At 43.6% G+C, this 18,511-nt stretch carries 10 protein-coding genes and 1 pseudogene; 7 read left to right on the top strand and 4 right to left on the bottom strand.

Annotation, left to right across the window (positions count from 1 at the left end; translation table 11 throughout):
- The first annotated feature begins 139 nt into the window (after window positions 1-139).
- From MYF79_RS23870 to ltrA, 3 genes are all read left to right on the top strand, one after another.
- The gene (locus tag MYF79_RS23870; RefSeq protein ID WP_247810335.1) at window positions 140-3,400 is read left to right on the top strand and encodes a SusC/RagA family TonB-linked outer membrane protein; all 3,261 of its coding nucleotides are present in this window, start codon (window positions 140-142) and stop codon (window positions 3,398-3,400) included.
- 26 nt (window positions 3,401-3,426) lie between these two features.
- Entirely contained in the window at window positions 3,427-4,857 is a 1,431-nt protein-coding gene (locus MYF79_RS23865; protein WP_247810334.1) for a RagB/SusD family nutrient uptake outer membrane protein, read from the top strand.
- Window positions 4,858-5,430: 573 nt separating this feature from the next.
- Entirely contained in the window at window positions 5,431-6,768 is a 1,338-nt protein-coding gene (gene ltrA / locus MYF79_RS23860; RefSeq protein WP_247809395.1) for a group II intron reverse transcriptase/maturase, read from the top strand.
- 65 nt (window positions 6,769-6,833) lie between these two features.
- On the opposite strand, the gene MYF79_RS23855 is transcribed toward ltrA, so the two are convergent.
- Both MYF79_RS23855 and MYF79_RS23850 read right to left on the bottom strand, forming a co-directional pair.
- On the bottom strand, window positions 6,834-7,070 hold the full coding sequence (locus MYF79_RS23855) for a DUF6520 family protein (protein WP_247810333.1): 237 nt from the start codon (window positions 7,068-7,070) through the stop codon (window positions 6,834-6,836).
- Window positions 7,057-7,497, bottom strand: a complete 441-nt coding sequence (locus tag MYF79_RS23850) for a MauE/DoxX family redox-associated membrane protein (protein ID WP_247810332.1) — start codon at window positions 7,495-7,497, stop codon at window positions 7,057-7,059. The genes MYF79_RS23855 and MYF79_RS23850 overlap by 14 nt, the downstream gene beginning before the upstream one ends.
- A gap of 804 nt (window positions 7,498-8,301) precedes the next feature.
- Between MYF79_RS23850 and MYF79_RS23845 the strand changes: the two genes are divergently transcribed.
- From MYF79_RS23845 to MYF79_RS23830, 4 genes and pseudogenes are all read left to right on the top strand, one after another.
- Entirely contained in the window at window positions 8,302-14,553 is a 6,252-nt protein-coding gene (locus MYF79_RS23845) for a hypothetical protein (RefSeq protein ID WP_247810331.1), read from the top strand.
- Window positions 14,510-15,223, top strand: coding sequence for a hypothetical protein (locus MYF79_RS23840; RefSeq protein ID WP_247810330.1), 714 nt, complete (start codon window positions 14,510-14,512; stop codon window positions 15,221-15,223). Before MYF79_RS23845 ends, MYF79_RS23840 begins: the two co-directional genes overlap by 44 nt.
- A 265-nt stretch (window positions 15,224-15,488) precedes the next feature.
- Window positions 15,489-15,851: a hypothetical protein gene (locus tag MYF79_RS23835; RefSeq protein ID WP_247810329.1), complete on the top strand. Its 363-nt coding sequence runs from the start codon at window positions 15,489-15,491 to the stop codon at window positions 15,849-15,851.
- A gap of 319 nt (window positions 15,852-16,170) precedes the next feature.
- Window positions 16,171-17,224, top strand: a pseudogene (locus MYF79_RS23830) (IS481 family transposase).
- An 82-nt stretch (window positions 17,225-17,306) separates the two neighbouring features.
- Here MYF79_RS23830 and MYF79_RS23825 read toward each other — a convergent pair.
- Together MYF79_RS23825 and MYF79_RS23820 are read right to left on the bottom strand one after the other, a co-directional pair.
- The gene (locus MYF79_RS23825) at window positions 17,307-17,726 is read right to left on the bottom strand and encodes a helix-turn-helix domain-containing protein (RefSeq protein WP_247810328.1); all 420 of its coding nucleotides are present in this window, start codon (window positions 17,724-17,726) and stop codon (window positions 17,307-17,309) included.
- A gap of 334 nt (window positions 17,727-18,060) precedes the next feature.
- Window positions 18,061-18,501 carry a hypothetical protein gene (locus MYF79_RS23820; protein WP_247810327.1) on the bottom strand — a complete coding sequence of 147 codons (441 nt, stop codon included), beginning with the start codon at window positions 18,499-18,501 and terminating at the stop codon, window positions 18,061-18,063.
- Window positions 18,502-18,511: the final 10 nt, after the last annotated feature.

Here is an 18,511-nt window from a genome sequence, read left to right as displayed (position 1 = left end):
TAACATGCCGAAAGCCCTCATGACCGACCCTTGTTCGGACTGAGGGCTTTTCAATGATAGCATGCAAATAACCATCGTAAAGGATTCCATGTGGATGAAAACTAGATTAGCGAACCAATCATTAAAAATTAATTTTAATATGAGAAAAACTGTATTCATTACTCTCATCCTTACCTCATGGTTATTTTTCTATGCCGATGCCCAGAAAATAAACCTGACGTTTAATAATGCCCCTTTAGCAGAAGTCATGAACGCATTGGATCCCTGGGGATATGATTATTATCCCGACACAACATTAACCATCGCGACCCGACTGATCTCGGGGCATTTTGTGAACGAAGATATCGAGAAGATATTGGCAAAAGTGATGGAGGGACAGCCTTTCAACTGGAAACTCTACGGCACCGACATTATCCTTAAATATAAAGGACTTCGTTCTGGTGGCCTTTCCGGCCAGCGGACAGGCACTCAGGCTACCGTGAACATTTCGGGAACTGTGCGGGGTGGTTCAGACGAAAGGCTGATAGGGGCAACAGTACAATTAAAGGAAATTCCAGGACGAGCCACAAAAACTGACGGCAATGGGAATTTTGTGCTGGAGGGTGTACCGCCGAAAGGCACAATGATTGTCAGCCATCTTGGATTTGAGACAGTGGAGATGGGGTATGAAAAACGAACGCTGTTTAACATTACGTTGATACCTAAACTGGAGGTATTAAAAGAGCAAAAGGTTACGCTACCGCGTGGATATTATTCGGTTTTCAAGCTGTTCAACACCGGAGCTGTATCCCTTATAAATGGTAATGAAATATCCGCCCAACCGGTTGGGGATATTCTAATGGCAATGGAGAGCAGGGCAACAGGTGTTTATGTTGCCCAAAATTCGGGCATACCGGGTGCATCGGTAAATGTGAACATCAGGGGAATCAACAGCATGGCCAACGGTAATAGTCCTCTGTACGTAATAGATGGAGTTCCCTTTAACCTGCCAGCGCTATCCCAAACGCCCAACGCCCCAGGCACGTTCAGCATTTTTACTGTACTCAGGCCGGAAGATGTAGAGAGCATAACAATTCTCAAAGATGCCGATGCAACGGCAATCTATGGTTCAAGAGGTGCAAACGGTGTAATACTCATCACCACTAAGAAAACCGTTAACACCCGAACCAAAATCGACGTGAACGTTTACACGGGTTTTAACCAGGTGGCCGGTAAGCTAAAGCTGATGAACACTGCCGATTATCTTCAGCTGCGAAGGGAAGCAGTAAAGAATGATCAAACGACACCGCGCTCTGATGACTATGATATTAACGGCAGTTGGGACACCTCTGGCTATACTGATTGGGAAAAATACCTGGCAGGCAAAATCGCAAAACTTACCACTGCCCAAATAGGAATCTCCGCGGGCAATGAGCAAACGCAGTTTAGAATAGTGGGCAAATACAGGCACGAAGAATCGGTGTATCATCCGGGAGATTTTTTTAACCGTGTACGCTCTTTCGGAGGATCCATTTATCATCAGTCGCTCAATAAAAAGTTTCTGATGAAACTAGGTGCTGATTATTCTTATCTGAAGTACGTCCTACCGCAGACCGATTTTTACAAAAACGCCTTCATGAGCCCTAATGCGCCTGCGGCGCTTAATCCTGACGGTAAACTGAACTGGCCAAAGGATATGGACATGTTTTTAAATCCGGCAGCAGAATCCCTAAAAACATCAGAAACTACCATAAGGAACCTGATGGGGTATTTTCAAGCGAGCTACCGGTTAGTGGAGGGCCTGCAACTAATCAACAATTTCGGCTATATTTCCACAGAACTGAGTGAACGGGCTATTACGCCGTCCAGCTCCTTTAATCCCATTACGCAAAACACTGTACAGAACCGGCTGAATCAATCAGCCTTCAATGAAGTGATGACCTGGCACTATGAGCCACAGGTTAACTACAGCAAAATCTTTAACGGCTTACACAACCTGGAAGTAACTGCCGGTGCAACCTTTCAGCAGAGCATCAATAATAGAACCCGGTTGGACGCCCTGGGATTTGATAACGACGATATGATCACTAATGTAGCCGCGGGCAAACTGTTAACCGGTCGGCAAGACAACAGTAAATATGTTTATAACGCGTTGTTTGCCCGTGTCGGCTATCGGTATAACGACAAATACCTGCTTAACCTTACAGGAAGAAGGGACGGAAGCAGCCGTTTGAGCCCTGGCAAACGTTTCGGAAACTTTGGAGCCATTGGTGCTGCCTGGATATTTACCGAGGAGGAGTTTATGAAAAAGCTGCTGCCGCTTTTAACTTTCGGTAAAATAAGGGCCAGCTATGGTATTACGGGCAATGACCAGATACAGGATTATCAATATGTAAACCGGTATATGGTAGGCGCGGGGATGGGTGGCAATGGGGGACTGGTTCCTGTGCAGCTTACCAATAATGCTTTTGGATGGGAGGTGATCAAAAAATCGCAGATCGGGCTGGAGTTGGGCTTACGCAGCCAGATTTTTATTGATGCTATGTATTACCTGCACCGCACCACCAATCAGCTGGTGGCCTATGCCATACCAGCCACTACAGGTTATAGCAGTATTACGACAAATATTCCCGCTAAGGTGGAAAATAATGGATTTGAGCTGGAGCTGCATTCGCAAAATATCCGCATGCACAACTTTAGCTGGCAAACAAACTTTAATATTTCTTTTCCAAAAAACAGGCTTTTATCCTATCCCAATTTTCCGGCATCTGACTATGCGCTCAAATACGCGCTGGATATGCCGCTCAGTATCCGTTATTTGTATGATTATAACAGGGTGGACCCTACCACAGGATTGTACACCTTTCACCAACACCAAGAGGACAACGTGCTAAACCGATATGATAAGGTGCCCACCTTTATAGGGCAGCATTTCTTTGGCGGGTTAGGTAATACCCTGTCATATAAAGGATGGAACCTGGATCTGTTCTTCCAGTTTGTAAAACAAACCGGTTATCTTCCCGGCGGTCTTACTTCCCCGGGACGCAATTTATACGGCGGCGCCAATCAGCCCGCACGGTACACTAACCGCTGGCGAAAACCTGGTGACATTGCGCGGTACCAGCGGGCCTCCGCTTCGGACGCGGCGGCGTTATTGGCTGCTGAGCAGTATGAGCAAAGTGATGCCACTATTACGGATGCCTCGTTTATAAGGCTCAAAAATGTATGCTTATCCTATACATTGCCCAATCGTATACTCCGCAAGCTAAAAGTTCAAAATGCTCGGTTTTATATGCAGGGACAAAACCTGTTCATTATAACAGGCTATGAAGGCGCTGATCCGGAAACCAGCCATTACGGTCTACCGCCATCCTTACCTCCCATGCGCACTATGGTGACAGGTCTTCAAATCACCTTTTAATTATCAATAACAATTCTACGTATTTTATGAAAAAGAATGTTCTGAGAATTTATTTACTACTGTTATGTCTACTGCCGGCTACTGCCTGTGAAAAATTTGTAAATGTACCGCAGCCCGGCACCCAAATTGAAGAAGAGAAAGTATTTAGTTCCAATGAAACCGCTATATCTGCCATGCGCGGCATTTATGGCGAAATGCTGATCATGCAAGCCAGTCCCTATTATACGGCGGTGCTTACCGGTCTTATAGGGGACGAACTGGATTATCCTACTAATGAAGATGAAGAGGAGTTTTACTACCACCGCATCAATTGTGGTACCAATGGTTACATTTCCCAGTATTGGAAGCTGGCATATAATTATATTTCCAGGGCTAATGTAATTTTCGAAAAATGTAGTGTTTCACCGTCACTTGATGCCAGCGTAAAAAAGCAATTAATGGCAGAAGCGTTGTTTATAAGGGCTTACTGGTATCTGAACTTGGTTAATCTGTTTGGTGATATACCCCTAGCGCTTAATAGCGACTATAAAGCGAATGCTGAATTATCCCGTACGCCTGTGAGTGATGTATATAAACAGATCATAGATGATCTTATCATTGCCCGGCAACAGCTAAGCATAACATATGTAAAGGACAGCAATTTAAGTATAGATGCCGAACGTACCCGGCCTAACAGCGCCTGTGCCGGCGCGCTGCTGGCAAGGGCCTATCTGTATGATGCTAAATATGCAGAAGCCGAACGGGCGGCGTCTTTAGTAATCAGCAATCCGGCTTATAAAATAGAGTCTATCCAGTCGGCTTTTCTGCGTACCTCCCAGGAGGCCATCTGGCAGTTCGCATTACCTACGCCTAACGCGATGAACATTAATACTATGGAAGGATTCTGGTTTATACTCACAAATACACCCAAAAATGACCATAGAACAGCACTGAGCAAAACATTAATGGATGCATTTGAAGCAGGTGACCAAAGAAGAACCTATTGGACAGGGGTTTATATTGACACTGCCTCTGTACATCCCGCATCATATTACTATGCGTATAAATATAAAATAAAGAATAGTACCGATCCAACGGAATATACTATGATGCTTCGTTTGGCGGAGCTATATTTGATAAGAGCCGAGGCACGTGTGCATTTAGGTAGATATGCGGAAGCGCTGGCTGATATAAATGTACTGAGAAAGCGGGCCGGCTTATTTTTATATACGTTAAACAATACGCAAATATCACAGGCCAACCTGCTAAAGTTAATAATGAAAGAGCGGCAGGTAGAACTGTTCACCGAACAAGGCCACCGCTGGTTCGATCTTAAACGCTCCGGCAGCTGCGATGCAGTAATGGAGGCCCTGGCTCTCAATAACAATAACTTTTGGAAGCCTGAATATAAGCTGTTGCCCTTTCCTAAAGCCGAAACCCTGCTCAATCCCAACTTGCAGCAGAATCCAGGCTACTGAGTGTCACGAATAAATGATCATTTTCAAATTAGTTCTTTGAGATTGTTATTTAATGCTATGTAGATGATGATGGACGGCCCATCGGTAACGGCTTACAGGAGTTGTTATCAAACCACCTTTAGCTGCTGCAATAAAGAGTTGTGGTAGTGAGCATCAAAGGAAAAGGCATCGAGAAAGATGTCAGGTATGTGTTAATGAAGACGAACAATAAGTGAACTGTCAGCAGAAGCGTCGAAAGGATTAAATGATGTCAAAACCAATATGTAGTAGCAATGTTGGGATAAGCAGTAAGGATACCTGTTTACTGATACTGCGGCATCCGGCGTATAGACAGCGTGAGCTTAACACAGGCATTTACATGGAACGTGAGAACCAGTCGTTGCAATGCTAAGAGAAAACTTCAAGTAAGAGACACTACAAGAAGGAAAGTATTGATGTGCAGCACTGGGGCAGAAACTTCCGTAGTAGTGATGACGGTTACTGAAAAGTAATAATAGCGAAGGGAAGTTGTTTTCCAGTTTTTATTCATTAACGAAAACTGATTTGTTGACGAACAAGTCAGGAGGTACGAAAATGAGCAAAACAAAACCGTTTAGTATCAGTCGAAGACTGGTAATGGTTGCCTATCAGAAAGTAAAATCAAACAGAGGTAGCGCAGGAGTGGATGAAGTAAGCATGAACGAGTTTGACAAAGATTACAGAAATCATCTGTACAAGCTTTGGAACAAAATGAGTTCAGGCTCTTACATGCCACCACCGGTGAAACTGGTTGAGATACCAAAGAAAGGAGGTGGACTAAGACCTCTTGGCATACCAACCATCCAAGACCGGATTGCCCAAACCGTAGTAAGAGGTTTACTCGAACCTACGCTTGAGCCACTGTTCTTAAATGACTCTTATGGTTACCGTCCAGGAAAATCTGCTGTACAAGCTGTAGAGAAAGCAAAGAAAAGTTGCTGGAAACAGTCTTGGGTAGTAGACATGGACATCAAAGGGTTCTTTGACAACATTCCACATGATCTGCTGATGAAAGCAGTCAGGAAGCATTGCGACACGAAGTGGATACTTCTATACATTGAAAGATGGTTAGTTGCTCCACTTCAACTAAAAGATGGAACACTAGTAGCAAGAACCAAAGGAGTTCCTCAAGGTTCTGTTATCGGGCCACTGCTTGCCAACCTTTATCTCCATTACACAATGGATAAATGGTTAAGCATTGAGTTCCCACAGTGTACTCTTATTCGCTATGCTGATGACGCTATCATAACATGCTGGTCACAGAATGAAGGCCAGACAGTGATGAAAGCAGTAGCTAAGAGGTTATCCGAATGTGGTCTTCAGATGCATGCATCGAAAACAAAGCTTGTCTTCTGCAAGGACAGTAACAGAAGGTTTTACAAGGACTATCCAAATATATCGTTCGATTTTCTTGGATTTACGTTTATGCCAAGAAGTGCACAGAACAGTATAAGAGGAGAATGGTTCACCAGCTTTCTACCCGCTGTGAGCAGAAAAGCGATGAAAGCGATGAATGAGAAGATGAAAGAGTGGGAAGTGTTGAAGAAGACAACAAATACGCTGCAGGATATTGCTCGTGAGATCAATCCTGTAGTTAGAGGATGGATCCATTACTATGGAACATTTTACAAAACAAAATTGAAAGAGTTTATGCACATTTTAAATGTCAAGCTCCAAGCATGGGCAAGACGAAAATACAAGAGACTTCGAACAGGAGGAATGAAGACAGTTAAATGGCTTCATCAAATCTCCGTGCGCAGACCAAAGTTGTTTGCACACTGGGAACTACTTAACTCGAAACCAACGGTAGGAAAATCGGAGCGGCATAACGGGAGACTGTTACGTGCCGTTCTAACAGAATCTCAGGTTGTGATACCTGGGTTTACTTACTGATAATTGATAGTTGAAAATTGGTTGATAAATAGGTATAAAGGGCTGGTTTTTTTGCCAGCCCTCTTTTATGGACGTACAGGATTAAACCAGATGCCTGACAGCGTATAGATTTGATACGTCATGTTGTTTGACGTATACACACATCCCCAGCCAGCCTGTGGACAATCAAAAGGCACCCATACGGGAGAATAAACGCCCCCCATATTGATATAGCCAATAAAGGACCGGGCTTTTGTAGCCATAGCCGCGCCAACTGCGGCAAGTAGAACGATTGCCACCAGTATAATTTTAGACTTTTTCATGATACTTGTTTTTAAGGGTAAAAGAAATATGTTGTAGACAGAACCCGGCAATGGCCAGGAGCAAAAAAGCCAGATTAAAAACCAGGTGCTGCGGCCAGGTGAGCTGTCTTACGATGCCTCCGCAGGTACACGGGCGATCTTTAGTAAACGAAAGTACATACAAGACATAGCCTGTAAACAGCAGCAGCAGTATCACTGCACTTGCCAATCCAAAAACACGTGTTTTTCCAGGCACCAGTAAGGCTGCAGTTATGAATTCCAAGGCAGGAACAGCTATGGCTACTGTCAGCGCATAGGTTTTTAATAAAGGTGACCTGGTAAGATCGTACAGATAATATTCGAACGCTATCAGCTTACTGATGCTGGCATACATAAACAGAAAGAATAAAGCATAGGATATCCATGCCACAAGGGTAGTTGTTTTCATGATTGTTGAATTAAGCCGTATATCCGAGGAAAACCTGGGGAGGTTCGTATGGGTTAACTGCCGCTTTAATTCATTCTTATTGTCCCGGCTTGAAGTATAAGATGCTAACAAACGCTGCTACTAATATAAATAAAAAAGCTAAAAAAGATAAATCATTAACAATTACCTTAATTGGCGATTCATAGCAGAAAAGTTCGCAAAACGACGATGACATCTGCATGCGTTGAGGTGAGCAATTTCAATATTGAAATCCGATTAATAGTTTCTACGGAAAGACATGTAAAAAATTGTATCTGGCTGTTCGTCGCACTCACTACAACCATTATCTGTGCATACAGTAGCAAAAGCGTGTAAATGCTAATCCTTTCTTCTACGCAGAAATAATTTCACAGTTAAATATTTTCGTAGAGATACTTCCTGCGTCGGCGATCAGTACATGGTTAATTTAGAACATTTATGTCTCACCTGCCACATGGTTGCGCAAAATTACTTACATTCGAGATGGTAAAATTTGCTTGGTTGTTCCTGACTCCTAATGAAATAACCTCCATGTGCACACTTTTAGTGTGGGTAGTTTCAGCTTCGGTAAGTTTACAAGTCTAAGCGCTATTTATCAGATTTAGAAATTGGGATCCTGTATTAATCAAGTCCTGAAGATAGGAGTGTGTTGTTCATGATCCCTCCTCATAGGATTTGAAATGCGGAATGGGCGCCGTTTTGGATGGTATGAAGGAGAATATGGATATATGAAAATGGCCGACAGGACGAGGGACCAGGATCCTGAATAATAGTCGTATCAATATTATGTCGAACGAATCAGTTAGTTATTCCAGGGCAGGAGATGTCTTTCATTATAGATGGGCGGCCAGACGCTGTTTGCGACTGGTCTATCCAAATGCAGCATTACATACCATTGTCATTGAGGGAGCAATTCCTTCGGAGGAAGAGCATGAAGGGGAACATGTTATTGACCTGTCGGAATATGCCACTTTCGATGGAAGAGAAAAGGTAGAATATCAACAGCTCAAACATACAACCGTTCAGGGGGATACACCATTTAAACTAGGTAATTTTAAAAAGACCCTGACTGGTTTTGCCAAAAAATTTATCCAGCATCTTCGTTTAGGAGATATTCAACCGGCAGATATTACATTTACTATTATCACTAACAGACCTATTGAGCCGGATGTAAAGGACAATATGCTGGCTATGTCTGAAAGCAGGTGTCAAGATACCCGGTTTAAACGTGCGGTTGAACGTTACGGACAGGGTCTTAGCCCAGATGAGCTGCAGCTATTCTGTGGTAGACTGAGGTTTGAAGACGGCCTGGGAGATTATAATGTCCAGCGCGATGAGCTTAGGGCTGAATTGAACCAGCTGATGGCAGGTGCTATCGACACACCCCAAATGGACAGCGTGACGACCCTGATGCAGGACAAGGTAATGCCTGATTCGAATGGTGTTATCAAAAAAGAAGATGTTTTACAACGATTTGGTGTCACTGCTGAGCGGGACTTACATCCGGCACCACCAATATTTAACCATATTGATAACATCATCAACAGGCAGGCTTATGATGTGCTGATATCGAAAATCATAGCCGCGTCGGCACCTGTTATTGTTCATGCAGATGGTGGCGTTGGGAAGTCTGTGTTTTGTCAACAATTCGTCAAATCTTTACCGGAAGGATCCCTGGGCATCGCATATGACTGTTTTGGAGCTGGTGGCTACAGAAACCGAAGCTCTACCCGACACAGACACCGAGATGCATTAGTGCAGATTGCAAATGAACTGGCGTCTCAGGGGTTTTGTTCACCCATGATCGTGCATGCGGGAAGCCAGGAAAAGGAGATTATGCGTACCTTTCTTGTCCGGATGCATACGGTTGTGGATTCCTTACGTAAAACCGTCCCGGATGCGAAGCTCTTTATTATCATTGATGCGGCTGACAATGCTGAAATGGCAGCCACTGAATTCGGAGAGCCCTGTTTTGTACATGAACTGCTTAGAGAAACAATGCCGCAGGGGTGTACCCTTGTGTACTCTTGTCGGACAGAGCGTATTGCTTTATTACAGCCTCCCAGTCTGGTCGAACGATTAGAGTTAGCGCCTTTTTCACCGCAAGAGTCGCGGCACAACCTTCAACAGCATTTTCCAGCGTCGTCATCCATCGAAGGGACGGAATTTCACCGGTTGACCGCTGGCAATCCAAGAGCGCAGGCCAACACACTCCATGGGAAATACGCAACAGTGGAGGATCTTCTTAAATCGCTTGGCCCTTCAGGGATATCGGTAGACCAGCAGATCGAACATCAGCTACGCCTGGCCATAGGTAGATTGAAGGATAGCCTACCCGGACTTTATCATGGCAATATTGACGCAGTTTGCCAGGGATTGGCAAGTCTGCCCCCCTATATCCCTATTGAGGTGCTTGCGAAGGTATCAGATATTGAAGTCAGCACTTTGCGTAGCTTTGTTGCAGACATTGGTAGTTCATTATGGATATCGGATACTTCCATCCAGTTCCGGGATGAGCCGACAGAAACTTGGTTCCGTAAAACTTTCATCGCTTCCCGGCAGGCCTATGAAAAGTACATGGAATTGTTGGAACCTATAGCCACAGATTTTGTTTACGTCGCGGCTGTGCTGCCTCAATTATATCTTCAGACAGAGCAATACGCAAAATTGATTGATATCGCGCTTTCGGACCGGTATCTGCCGGTCGACAATCCGATCGATGCTAGAAATGTCAGGGTCTACCGTCTTCAATTTGCATTTAAAGCGGCGTTGCGCTTATCTCAATATAAGGATGCTGTTCAGCTGGCCATGCGGGCAGGGGAGGAAGTAGCAGGTGATCAGCGGCAATTTCAATTATTGCAGAACAATATCGATTTGCTTGTCAGCCTCCAGGACAAAGAGAAGGTACAGGAAATTGCCTTTAAGCGATCGCTGAAGGGACAATGGGACGGGTCAGAGAATATATATGCTGCTGCATTGCTTTCGGGTATTAAAGATAGTCATGGAGAAGCGGCCGGCTTTTTACGGGCGGCAAAGCGGTGGTTAGAAATCTGTTTTGAGCAAGCGGGCAAGGAGGATGATACCGATGGGCGCCGCTATAAAGTTGCCGAGCAGGATATTTTGGAAATGGCCTACGCCAGTTTAAATATTCATGGCGTCGACGCTTGCCTGGAATTTTTATCCGGCTTTCAGCCCAATGAAGCAGTTTTCCGAATTGTCCAGGACCTGGCAAACAGGCTGGTAGATATGGGGCGTTTTGATGAGATCACAACACTACTGTATCAGTGCCAATCTGAACCCTACTTTACGGTCGCGATCACCAGCGCACTTGCGGAGGTGGGACGTTATCCCGAAGCGTCTTTGCTTACCGGCTGCTTAGACCTGCTTTTTCATCGTGATACACGCATTGCAAAACCCGAAGATTTACTTCATGACAGGGTAATGCCTGCCATTATATTGTTTTTAGAAGCCTGTCTGGCATCCCGGTTGTCTAAAGTGAAAATATTATGGGTATTGCGCGCATATGTGCCGATGAGGGCGATGACAATGTCTGTCAGCTCGAATTATAGCCAGGACAGGGCGCTGTTCTTCAAAGCAGTTGCTATCAGATCATTGTTGCAGGAAAATGTCAGCATATCTCCCGATCATCTGATGCCGCAGCAATGGGTACTCAGTAAAGAAGATTACGAAAGAGAATCTCGTCAACAATTTGTGGAAATATCGGGTGGACTGCTGCCCTGGTATTTGCTAAGAGCAAAACTAATATATAACAGTCGATTACCATTGTTGGAACTTATCGGCGAAGTGTCCACTGCCTCTAAAGAAGCGACAAGGCTCCGATATCGGGCCTATGATCGCTTGCCTGTAGAAATTACCGAAGTATGTGCGAGTATTTTGATTAACTACCAACAGGGAAGCGCTGATGAAATTGCCTTTTTTTACCAACAATATCTTCATAAGGCCTCAACATTTGATATTCGCATCCGATTGCAAATACTTCGTGCAGCTAATCGTACAACACATTTGGTGTCTATAGCCCAGGATTTGGAATTATCGACGTTCGAATTAGTAAAGCGGGCAACCGGACGAGGACAGGATGAAATTTCGGACGATTATGTGGCACTGTCCCGCGCTGTAATTAATACCTCCATTGATGACGCCCGCTTGTATTTTAATGAGGCGATAATCATCGTGTCCAAGTTTGGAGACGAACTTGTGCAGCGATGGGAAGCAGTCGCATCGCTCGCCAAGGAGGCTGCCGGAGGCGTGATACCGGAGGAATTGGCGTACCGTTTTATCCGTTGTGCTGAACTTGTCGGCAATAGCGTCACCCGTGAAAAACACTGGAGCCGCAACGAGGCTATCAGTATCTGTGCTAAGATGTCTCCGGCAGTTGCCTTGGCTTCCCTTAGCCGGTGGAGAGACAGAGCAGTTGGTAGATTTGAGTACAATTTCCAGGCATTAATAATAGAACTCCTTAAATCCGGATACATCACTCCCGTAATCAGCTGGTCCCTGACACGGCTGCTTCCAGGCTATGATGTTAAGCATATACTAGAGAGTTGTTTAATCCATGAACCCTCACCGGTTATACAACAGCAGATTTTTGATGACGCTATAGTGCTCCTATCACAGCAAGGAGTCCAGGACGACGCTTGGGTGAAAATGTCAACGTTGGGCCAGCGCCATTCTCTTGGCATCCCCGACATCGTGCACGACAAAGTCGCTGTAACGGTTAGGCATGACAGTGATAATGCACCCGATAAAATCACTCCAACTGACAATGCCAGCCCGAAAATCATAGATTGGAATGAAGTGTTTGCAGGTATTGACCTTTTCAACCTCAACGACTTTTTGATGCTGTTAGACAAGTCAAATAATCTTATGCACGATACAGGACATAAGATACTTTTCGCTGAAGTGATCGGTCGGATAAAAGAAGGGCAGCTATGGGATTTTATTAACGTATTATTGGATTGTGACCATATCAATCACTTTGAGATGTCGACCTTTCTTTCACTGATTCCAACAAACTGGCAAAATAGAGTGAGTTTTAAGCAAAAATGGGAAAAAGTAATCCATGATTGCGGAATGCGTTATGCACATGACCTGACCAATGAGTATAACTTTAATACATTCATCAAGCAGACAGGTATAAAGGAGCCACAGTCAAAACCTCTCAAAGTAGGAGTCATGGCTGGCCTGGCAGGTGGTTCTGAAGTAAATGATGCTACTGTATTTTTTGGCTTGGCACAACAGGTGGCTTCACTTTTGAATGCACAGCAGGCAACCCAGGTACTGGATTATGCCATCGGGCGTTTTGAGCTGCACTGCGAACCAGACTTTGGTGATGGGCCATGGAGTGAGTGGCTATGTCCTTCCAACACTGCGGCTAAAAACATTGCTCAATTTATATGGTCGGTTCTGGGTGCTCCTAAAACAAGCCAGCGATGGAGTGCTGCCCATTGTGTAAGAAAACTTTCAGATTTCGGTTGTAACGCAGAAATAGATGCGTTGATACAGTGTTTGCATAGCGACCATGTTGGTGCCTTCGGCGGAAAGCAGCTTGTTTTTTATCATCTGCATGCAAGGCTTTACCTGTTAATAGCCCTTTCCAGGATAAGCCAGAGCCGGGTTACATTGCTCAACTCATATGCAGTAAGCTTTGCAGATCTGGCACTAAAGCAGGATCATATTCTAATTCAACGTGCGGCAAGAGATATTGCTTTAACTGTTGAACAGTCTTTTCCCAACACTTTTGATGCGCAAATGCTGGAAGCGCTGAACAACGTTGGAAGACCAATTGGTCAAAGGGTTGAATCACATCGTTACACTACAGATAGTTATCTGCACCAAGAGGGTAGGGTAGACGATAACATCGAATTCGATTTTGCCTGGGATTTTGACCGTTATTGGTTTGCACCGCAGGGAAAGGTATTTGGTATTTCAGAACAACAGGTTGAACAGATAGCTGCAAACGTCGTTATCAATGAATGGGCACAAGGGAATAAAGATGCATTTAAGCAGGACGCCAGACGCACTCAATGGGCAAGCTCCTCGGCTGAAGATGGAGTATGGAGCAGCCATGGAAACTATCCCAAGACGGACAATCTACAGTTTTACCTATCCTACCATGCTCTGATGGTCGTCGCTGGGCGTCTGCTGCAAACTATGCCAGTGATAATAGAAGAAACTGGAGAGGATCCCTTGGAAGATTGGTTATCAGAGCATTGGTTGACCAGAAAAGACGGTAAGTGGTTGGCAGATCATAGGGCGCCATTGCCACCAAGGCTGGTCAACAATGAGGCTGCACAAAATGACTTTACACATTGGCAGGAAGAGATTACTACGGAGGATTTTCTCGCCTGTTTAAAAACGCAGCTTTTAGATAAAGAGGGGCTCATAATAAAGGGAAGTTGGCAGGAAAATACCCGCAGTCGAATGCAATCAGTATCAATATCTTCTGCATTGGTGTCTACAGCAGCAGCCTCGGCACTTCTGCGGACATTGTCAACATATGAAAGTACGTATGATTACGGTCTGCCCGCTTATGAGGATGCCTGGCTGGAGTTTGATATAGCTCCCTTTGCACTTAAAGGATGGGTGCAGGATCATCATATTTCCAAGGGTATAGACCAACAAGACCCATATGCAGGTCGTGTTGACTACCCTTTCTTTCAATTAGGAGATAGTATTATCGGAAAATGTGGACTGGAAATGGGAAACGTTGAGAACCATTGGCTGGATGGTGCTACTGGTCAATTGGCCCTCCAATGTGATACGTGGGGCAGTTACCAGGACGCGACAGATAAAGAGCCAGGCCAGTACGGCATGCGGCTGATAGCCACCCTGCCTTTCCTGCAGCATGTATGCGATATTTTTGACTGTGACATTATTTTTGATGTACGCATCAGAAGAGATATCCCGGCCGAATACCGAAGCCGAGATGCTGAATATCGACACCCTGTTTCCAGAATCTTTTTATTATCAAAACATGGAAAACTTACTACAACAACAGCAGATTATCAACTTGGGTAAAATCCTTGTTGATCAATTGGGTCTGGAAGATAGCACTGATATCCTTTCCCGATGGATGGCCCACTACCTGGCGGAAAAGATGGCATTAATTGAAACGGCGGCCACAGAACAGAAAAAAGAGGATGCACGTGTAGAATGCTTCGATGTTATATTGAAGCTATGGAAGCAACGATGGTCTTTCCCCGAAGGCAAACAGCCACTTAGAAGCTATGAGCATCTTCTCGAGGTGTTGGAAAAATTATCACCAGACAATAGGGATCCGTTCTATTCAACGGTCGCCGAATTTAAAAGGGCGACACTGGCCGAGGGAAAAACTAATCTCACTCCAGAACAGCAATTTGACACCCAAATTATGGACGTGGATAGAGGCGCCCGGGCCTGCATCAAGTACTTATTAAAACAGGCGGCCCTTACAATAGACAATGATACAACAAAACAGTTCTTAGAAGCCGGCATAGACCTGCCGGACAAAATCGATATCCAGTTGATGATCGCACTTTCGGATGACAGAAGCGAGGATGAGAATGAACTCGACGATCAGGCCCAGGTAAAAAGGTACGAGATAGGACAACTGAAGAAAGATATTGGGCGACTGGAAACGCTGGCAAAGGTGAATGAACAAGTGTTAGAAGGACTGAAACAGCGATTATCTGCTTTAGATGTTTTTTGATGATTCCGAGCTGCAAATCAAAAAGGCTATACTCCATTTTAGATTCATACAGTTAAAAATATTTGTCAATGTTGTTAAACACAATTCAACTCAGTTTCAAAGGCTTTTTCCAGGGATTCCAAAAAATTAACGAGTCGGCGGCCAGCATAGGGATTCCTTTGCCAATTATGTTGACTGCTGTAATTCTATTTCTGTGGGGTAGACAGGCCTTGAAATGGAATACGGCCGAAAAATATTATGTCGATATTCTGCGAAATATAGGTTTATGGAAACAATCACTTCAGGAAAGGTTGAATTATTATCAGGAGCCTGGCTCATCATATATAATGTACATGTAAACACGCCAAATTACGAGGCATGCCGAAACGAAGGAATAAAAGCTTTTAAAAGCGTAAGAGAGTGCCAAAGTATAGCTGGTCTGTATCTGACAAAAAAAGCAAGAGCGGCCATAGACCGTCTTGTCTCTGAACATTGGTATATTTGCGAACATAGAGCATCATGTCAGCAGGAATATTTGACAGATACTCTTATCGAGGTTGATAGGGCTTTCGAGGTAGTACACAATAGTGCTAAAAAAGTGTTGAGAAGAAGTCAATATGCGCAAATTCTTAATTTCATTAAAGGCTAATCCTGTCAACTGGAGAGAGGAACAGCTGGAATCCAACTTGAAAAAATGTTGATGCTGTTAAAACGTGGTAGTAAAGTAATGGGAGAAAATGGTATTCGAATTTTTCACCACCTTCAGTTTATTTTATTTCGCCATCCCACAATGCTAGATGCCATTAGCATTAAATTAATTAATGGTGCGAAGAAATTTTGGTTCGAAATTGAGAAAGATCAATCAAAAGCCCCTTTCATCAAATGAAATAGTCAAGACTTAATCTGACAGTAAGGGATTAACTTTAAGTAACCACACTTCTAATTAATCCCCTTTAAAACTGTCAGATATGAAAAGTAATGACAAGTTAATCAAAACCAAGTTAGGACTGCTCAAGTTAGCAGAAAATCTAGGTAATGTTTCTCGAGCTTGTAAAGTGATGGGATACAGTCGAGACAGCTTTTATCGCATAAAAGAGATGTATGATACAGGCGGAGAATTAGCCCTTCAGGAGATCAGCCGATCTAAGCCCATTCTTAAAAATCGAGTAGAACCATTTGTTGAAGATGCAGTTGTAAAGCTTGCTTGTGAGTATCCCGCCTTTGGTCAACAGCGAGTAAGCAATGAACTTCGTAAGCAAGGCATCTTTATATCTGCAGGCGGTGTTCGTAGCGTATGGCAAAGGCACGACCTGGAGGTATTCGATAAGAGATTAAAGTCGCTGGAAGCAAAGATTGCCAAGGAAGGTATTATTCTCACGGAAGCCCAAATGATGGCACTTGAGCGCAAAAAGGAAAAGAAAGAAGCTTATGGTGAGATCGAAACAGAGCATCCTGGCTATCTCGGAGCACAAGACACCTACTATGTGGGCAGCATTAAAGGCGTTGGCCGTATTTATCAGCAGACATTCATCGATACTTATTCCAGGATCGCTTTTGCAAAGGTTTACGATCGCAAAAATGCAATTGTTGCAGCTGACATTCTTAATGATCGGGTGTTGCCTTTCTTCGAAGATCAAGATGTGCCTATGTTACGTATCCTAACCGATAGAGGATCCGAATATAAGGGCAAATACGAGCATCATGAATATGAGCTATACCCTGACTATAGAAGGCATAGAACACTCTAAAACACACGTTCGTAGCCCTCAATCAAATGGAATATGTGAACGGCTCAATAGGACGATAAAGGAGGAGTTTTACGTTATCGCATTCCGCAAGAGACTTTACACTACATTAGAGCAGCTGCAGACTGACTTAGATAGTTGGCTCAATTACTATAACAATGAACGGCCACATAGCGGAAAATACTGTTACGGTAAAACTCCCATGGAGACTTTTATGGCAACTAAACACTTGGCGAAGGAAAAACAACTAAATCAGTTATCTTTAGCTACAGTTTAATCATACAAAATCCCTTGTACTGTCAGATCAAATATTGACTATTACACATCAAAGGCGGCTTTTATGATCACTGCGATTTCCTTTATTTTCTATCGGTTAGTATTCTTTCAAGTAACGCAATCTTTTCGTCTTTCTCTTTCAACAAAGCATCATATAATTTTTTATTGTCTTCTACTGTTTCAATGTACTTTTCCAGCGGATTAAAAGTGCAATGGCTAGCCCCAAAAGCACCATTGCTATGACTTAAACTTTGATCATGAAACGAATTGAAATAGTTAACAGCGCCATTTTCTGTAAAATTCTCGATGGCCTTTACAGGTACTTTTAACGCCTTAGCTATCTGTTGCAACACTTCTGGCTCTATTGTTTCTTTTTGTTCCAACAAAGATATTTTTCGTTGCGTCCATTCAGCTCCCAATTCAAGTGCCAAAGCCTCCTGTTTTATATCCAGCATCTCCCGGAAACGTTTAATGTTTTTTCCATGGTGTACTTTTTCTGGCATATCTGTAGAGGTTAACATATTGCAAATATATTTTACTTAAATAATATGGTAAAATAGCGCTAAAAGTAACGCTTTTGCCGCTAAGATAAACATTTAAAAAATTCAATAGAAAGTGGGTTTGCCGTTATTTCGGGGAATCCAAATAGGACACATATGAACAGCGGTACTTCCCTTGTATTGAACCACCCAAATGATCCGGTAAATCCGGCCTCCCTTAGGAGCCGTCCAATAACATTACAGTCATGGTGCAGGACTACCATACAACCGGCAACTTTTGAGGCGGTTCGTTGGATAAAGACTTAATCAGCATCTATGATGGTAAAACTAATTATGATTAATGGTGAATGTTGGTATTGATTAGCGCACCTCCCTCCAAAGGGAGGTTTTTTATTTTATAAATCATTACACAGCTATCTCTTAATAATCTGAATGCATACTCATAACAAAAAAAAGTTGTATTACCATACCCATCTTGTCTGAAATGGGTATGATAGCTGAAATTAAAATCCATTTCTATCAAAACCTGTAAATGAAGTTCTATATTAACGCCATTCCCCAACGCCTCCCGTAGAATATCCCGGTTACGCTTCAAGATCCGATTTATGCGTTTAATAAGTGGAATTGTGTCTTTCTGTGAGGTATTATTGTATTCATTTCGGTAGTAATCGTCGCAAAATTTTTTATCTGCACGCCCCTTGAGTGCTGCACCACATAATAAGCAATACCTGGCTTCTGTAGCTGCTGCATGATGATCTATACAACGATTGCGGATCATGGTGGTAACT

It is taken from the genome of Chitinophaga filiformis, assembly GCF_023100805.1.
Taxonomy (GTDB): Bacteria; Bacteroidota; Bacteroidia; order Chitinophagales; family Chitinophagaceae; genus Chitinophaga; species Chitinophaga filiformis_B.
Note: the sequence above shows the minus strand (reverse complement) of the source record. Positions and strands in the feature narration are given on the sequence as shown.

Coding starts and splice junctions, on each gene's coding strand:
- ltrA (WP_247809395.1), top strand. CDS start 5,431: ATGAGCAAAACAAAACCGTTTAGTATCAGTCGAAGACTGGTAATGGTT.
- MYF79_RS23855 (WP_247810333.1), bottom strand. CDS start 7,070: ATGAAAAAGTCTAAAATTATACTGGTGGCAATCGTTCTACTTGCCGCA.
- MYF79_RS23835 (WP_247810329.1), top strand. CDS start 15,489: ATGGAAACAATCACTTCAGGAAAGGTTGAATTATTATCAGGAGCCTGG.
- MYF79_RS23840 (WP_247810330.1), top strand. CDS start 14,510: ATGGAAAACTTACTACAACAACAGCAGATTATCAACTTGGGTAAAATC.
- MYF79_RS23845 (WP_247810331.1), top strand. CDS start 8,302: ATGTCGAACGAATCAGTTAGTTATTCCAGGGCAGGAGATGTCTTTCAT.
- MYF79_RS23850 (WP_247810332.1), bottom strand. CDS start 7,497: ATGAAAACAACTACCCTTGTGGCATGGATATCCTATGCTTTATTCTTT.
- MYF79_RS23820 (WP_247810327.1), bottom strand. CDS start 18,501: ATGATCCGCAATCGTTGTATAGATCATCATGCAGCAGCTACAGAAGCC.
- MYF79_RS23865 (WP_247810334.1), top strand. CDS start 3,427: ATGAAAAAGAATGTTCTGAGAATTTATTTACTACTGTTATGTCTACTG.
- MYF79_RS23870 (WP_247810335.1), top strand. CDS start 140: ATGAGAAAAACTGTATTCATTACTCTCATCCTTACCTCATGGTTATTT.
- MYF79_RS23825 (WP_247810328.1), bottom strand. CDS start 17,726: ATGCCAGAAAAAGTACACCATGGAAAAAACATTAAACGTTTCCGGGAG.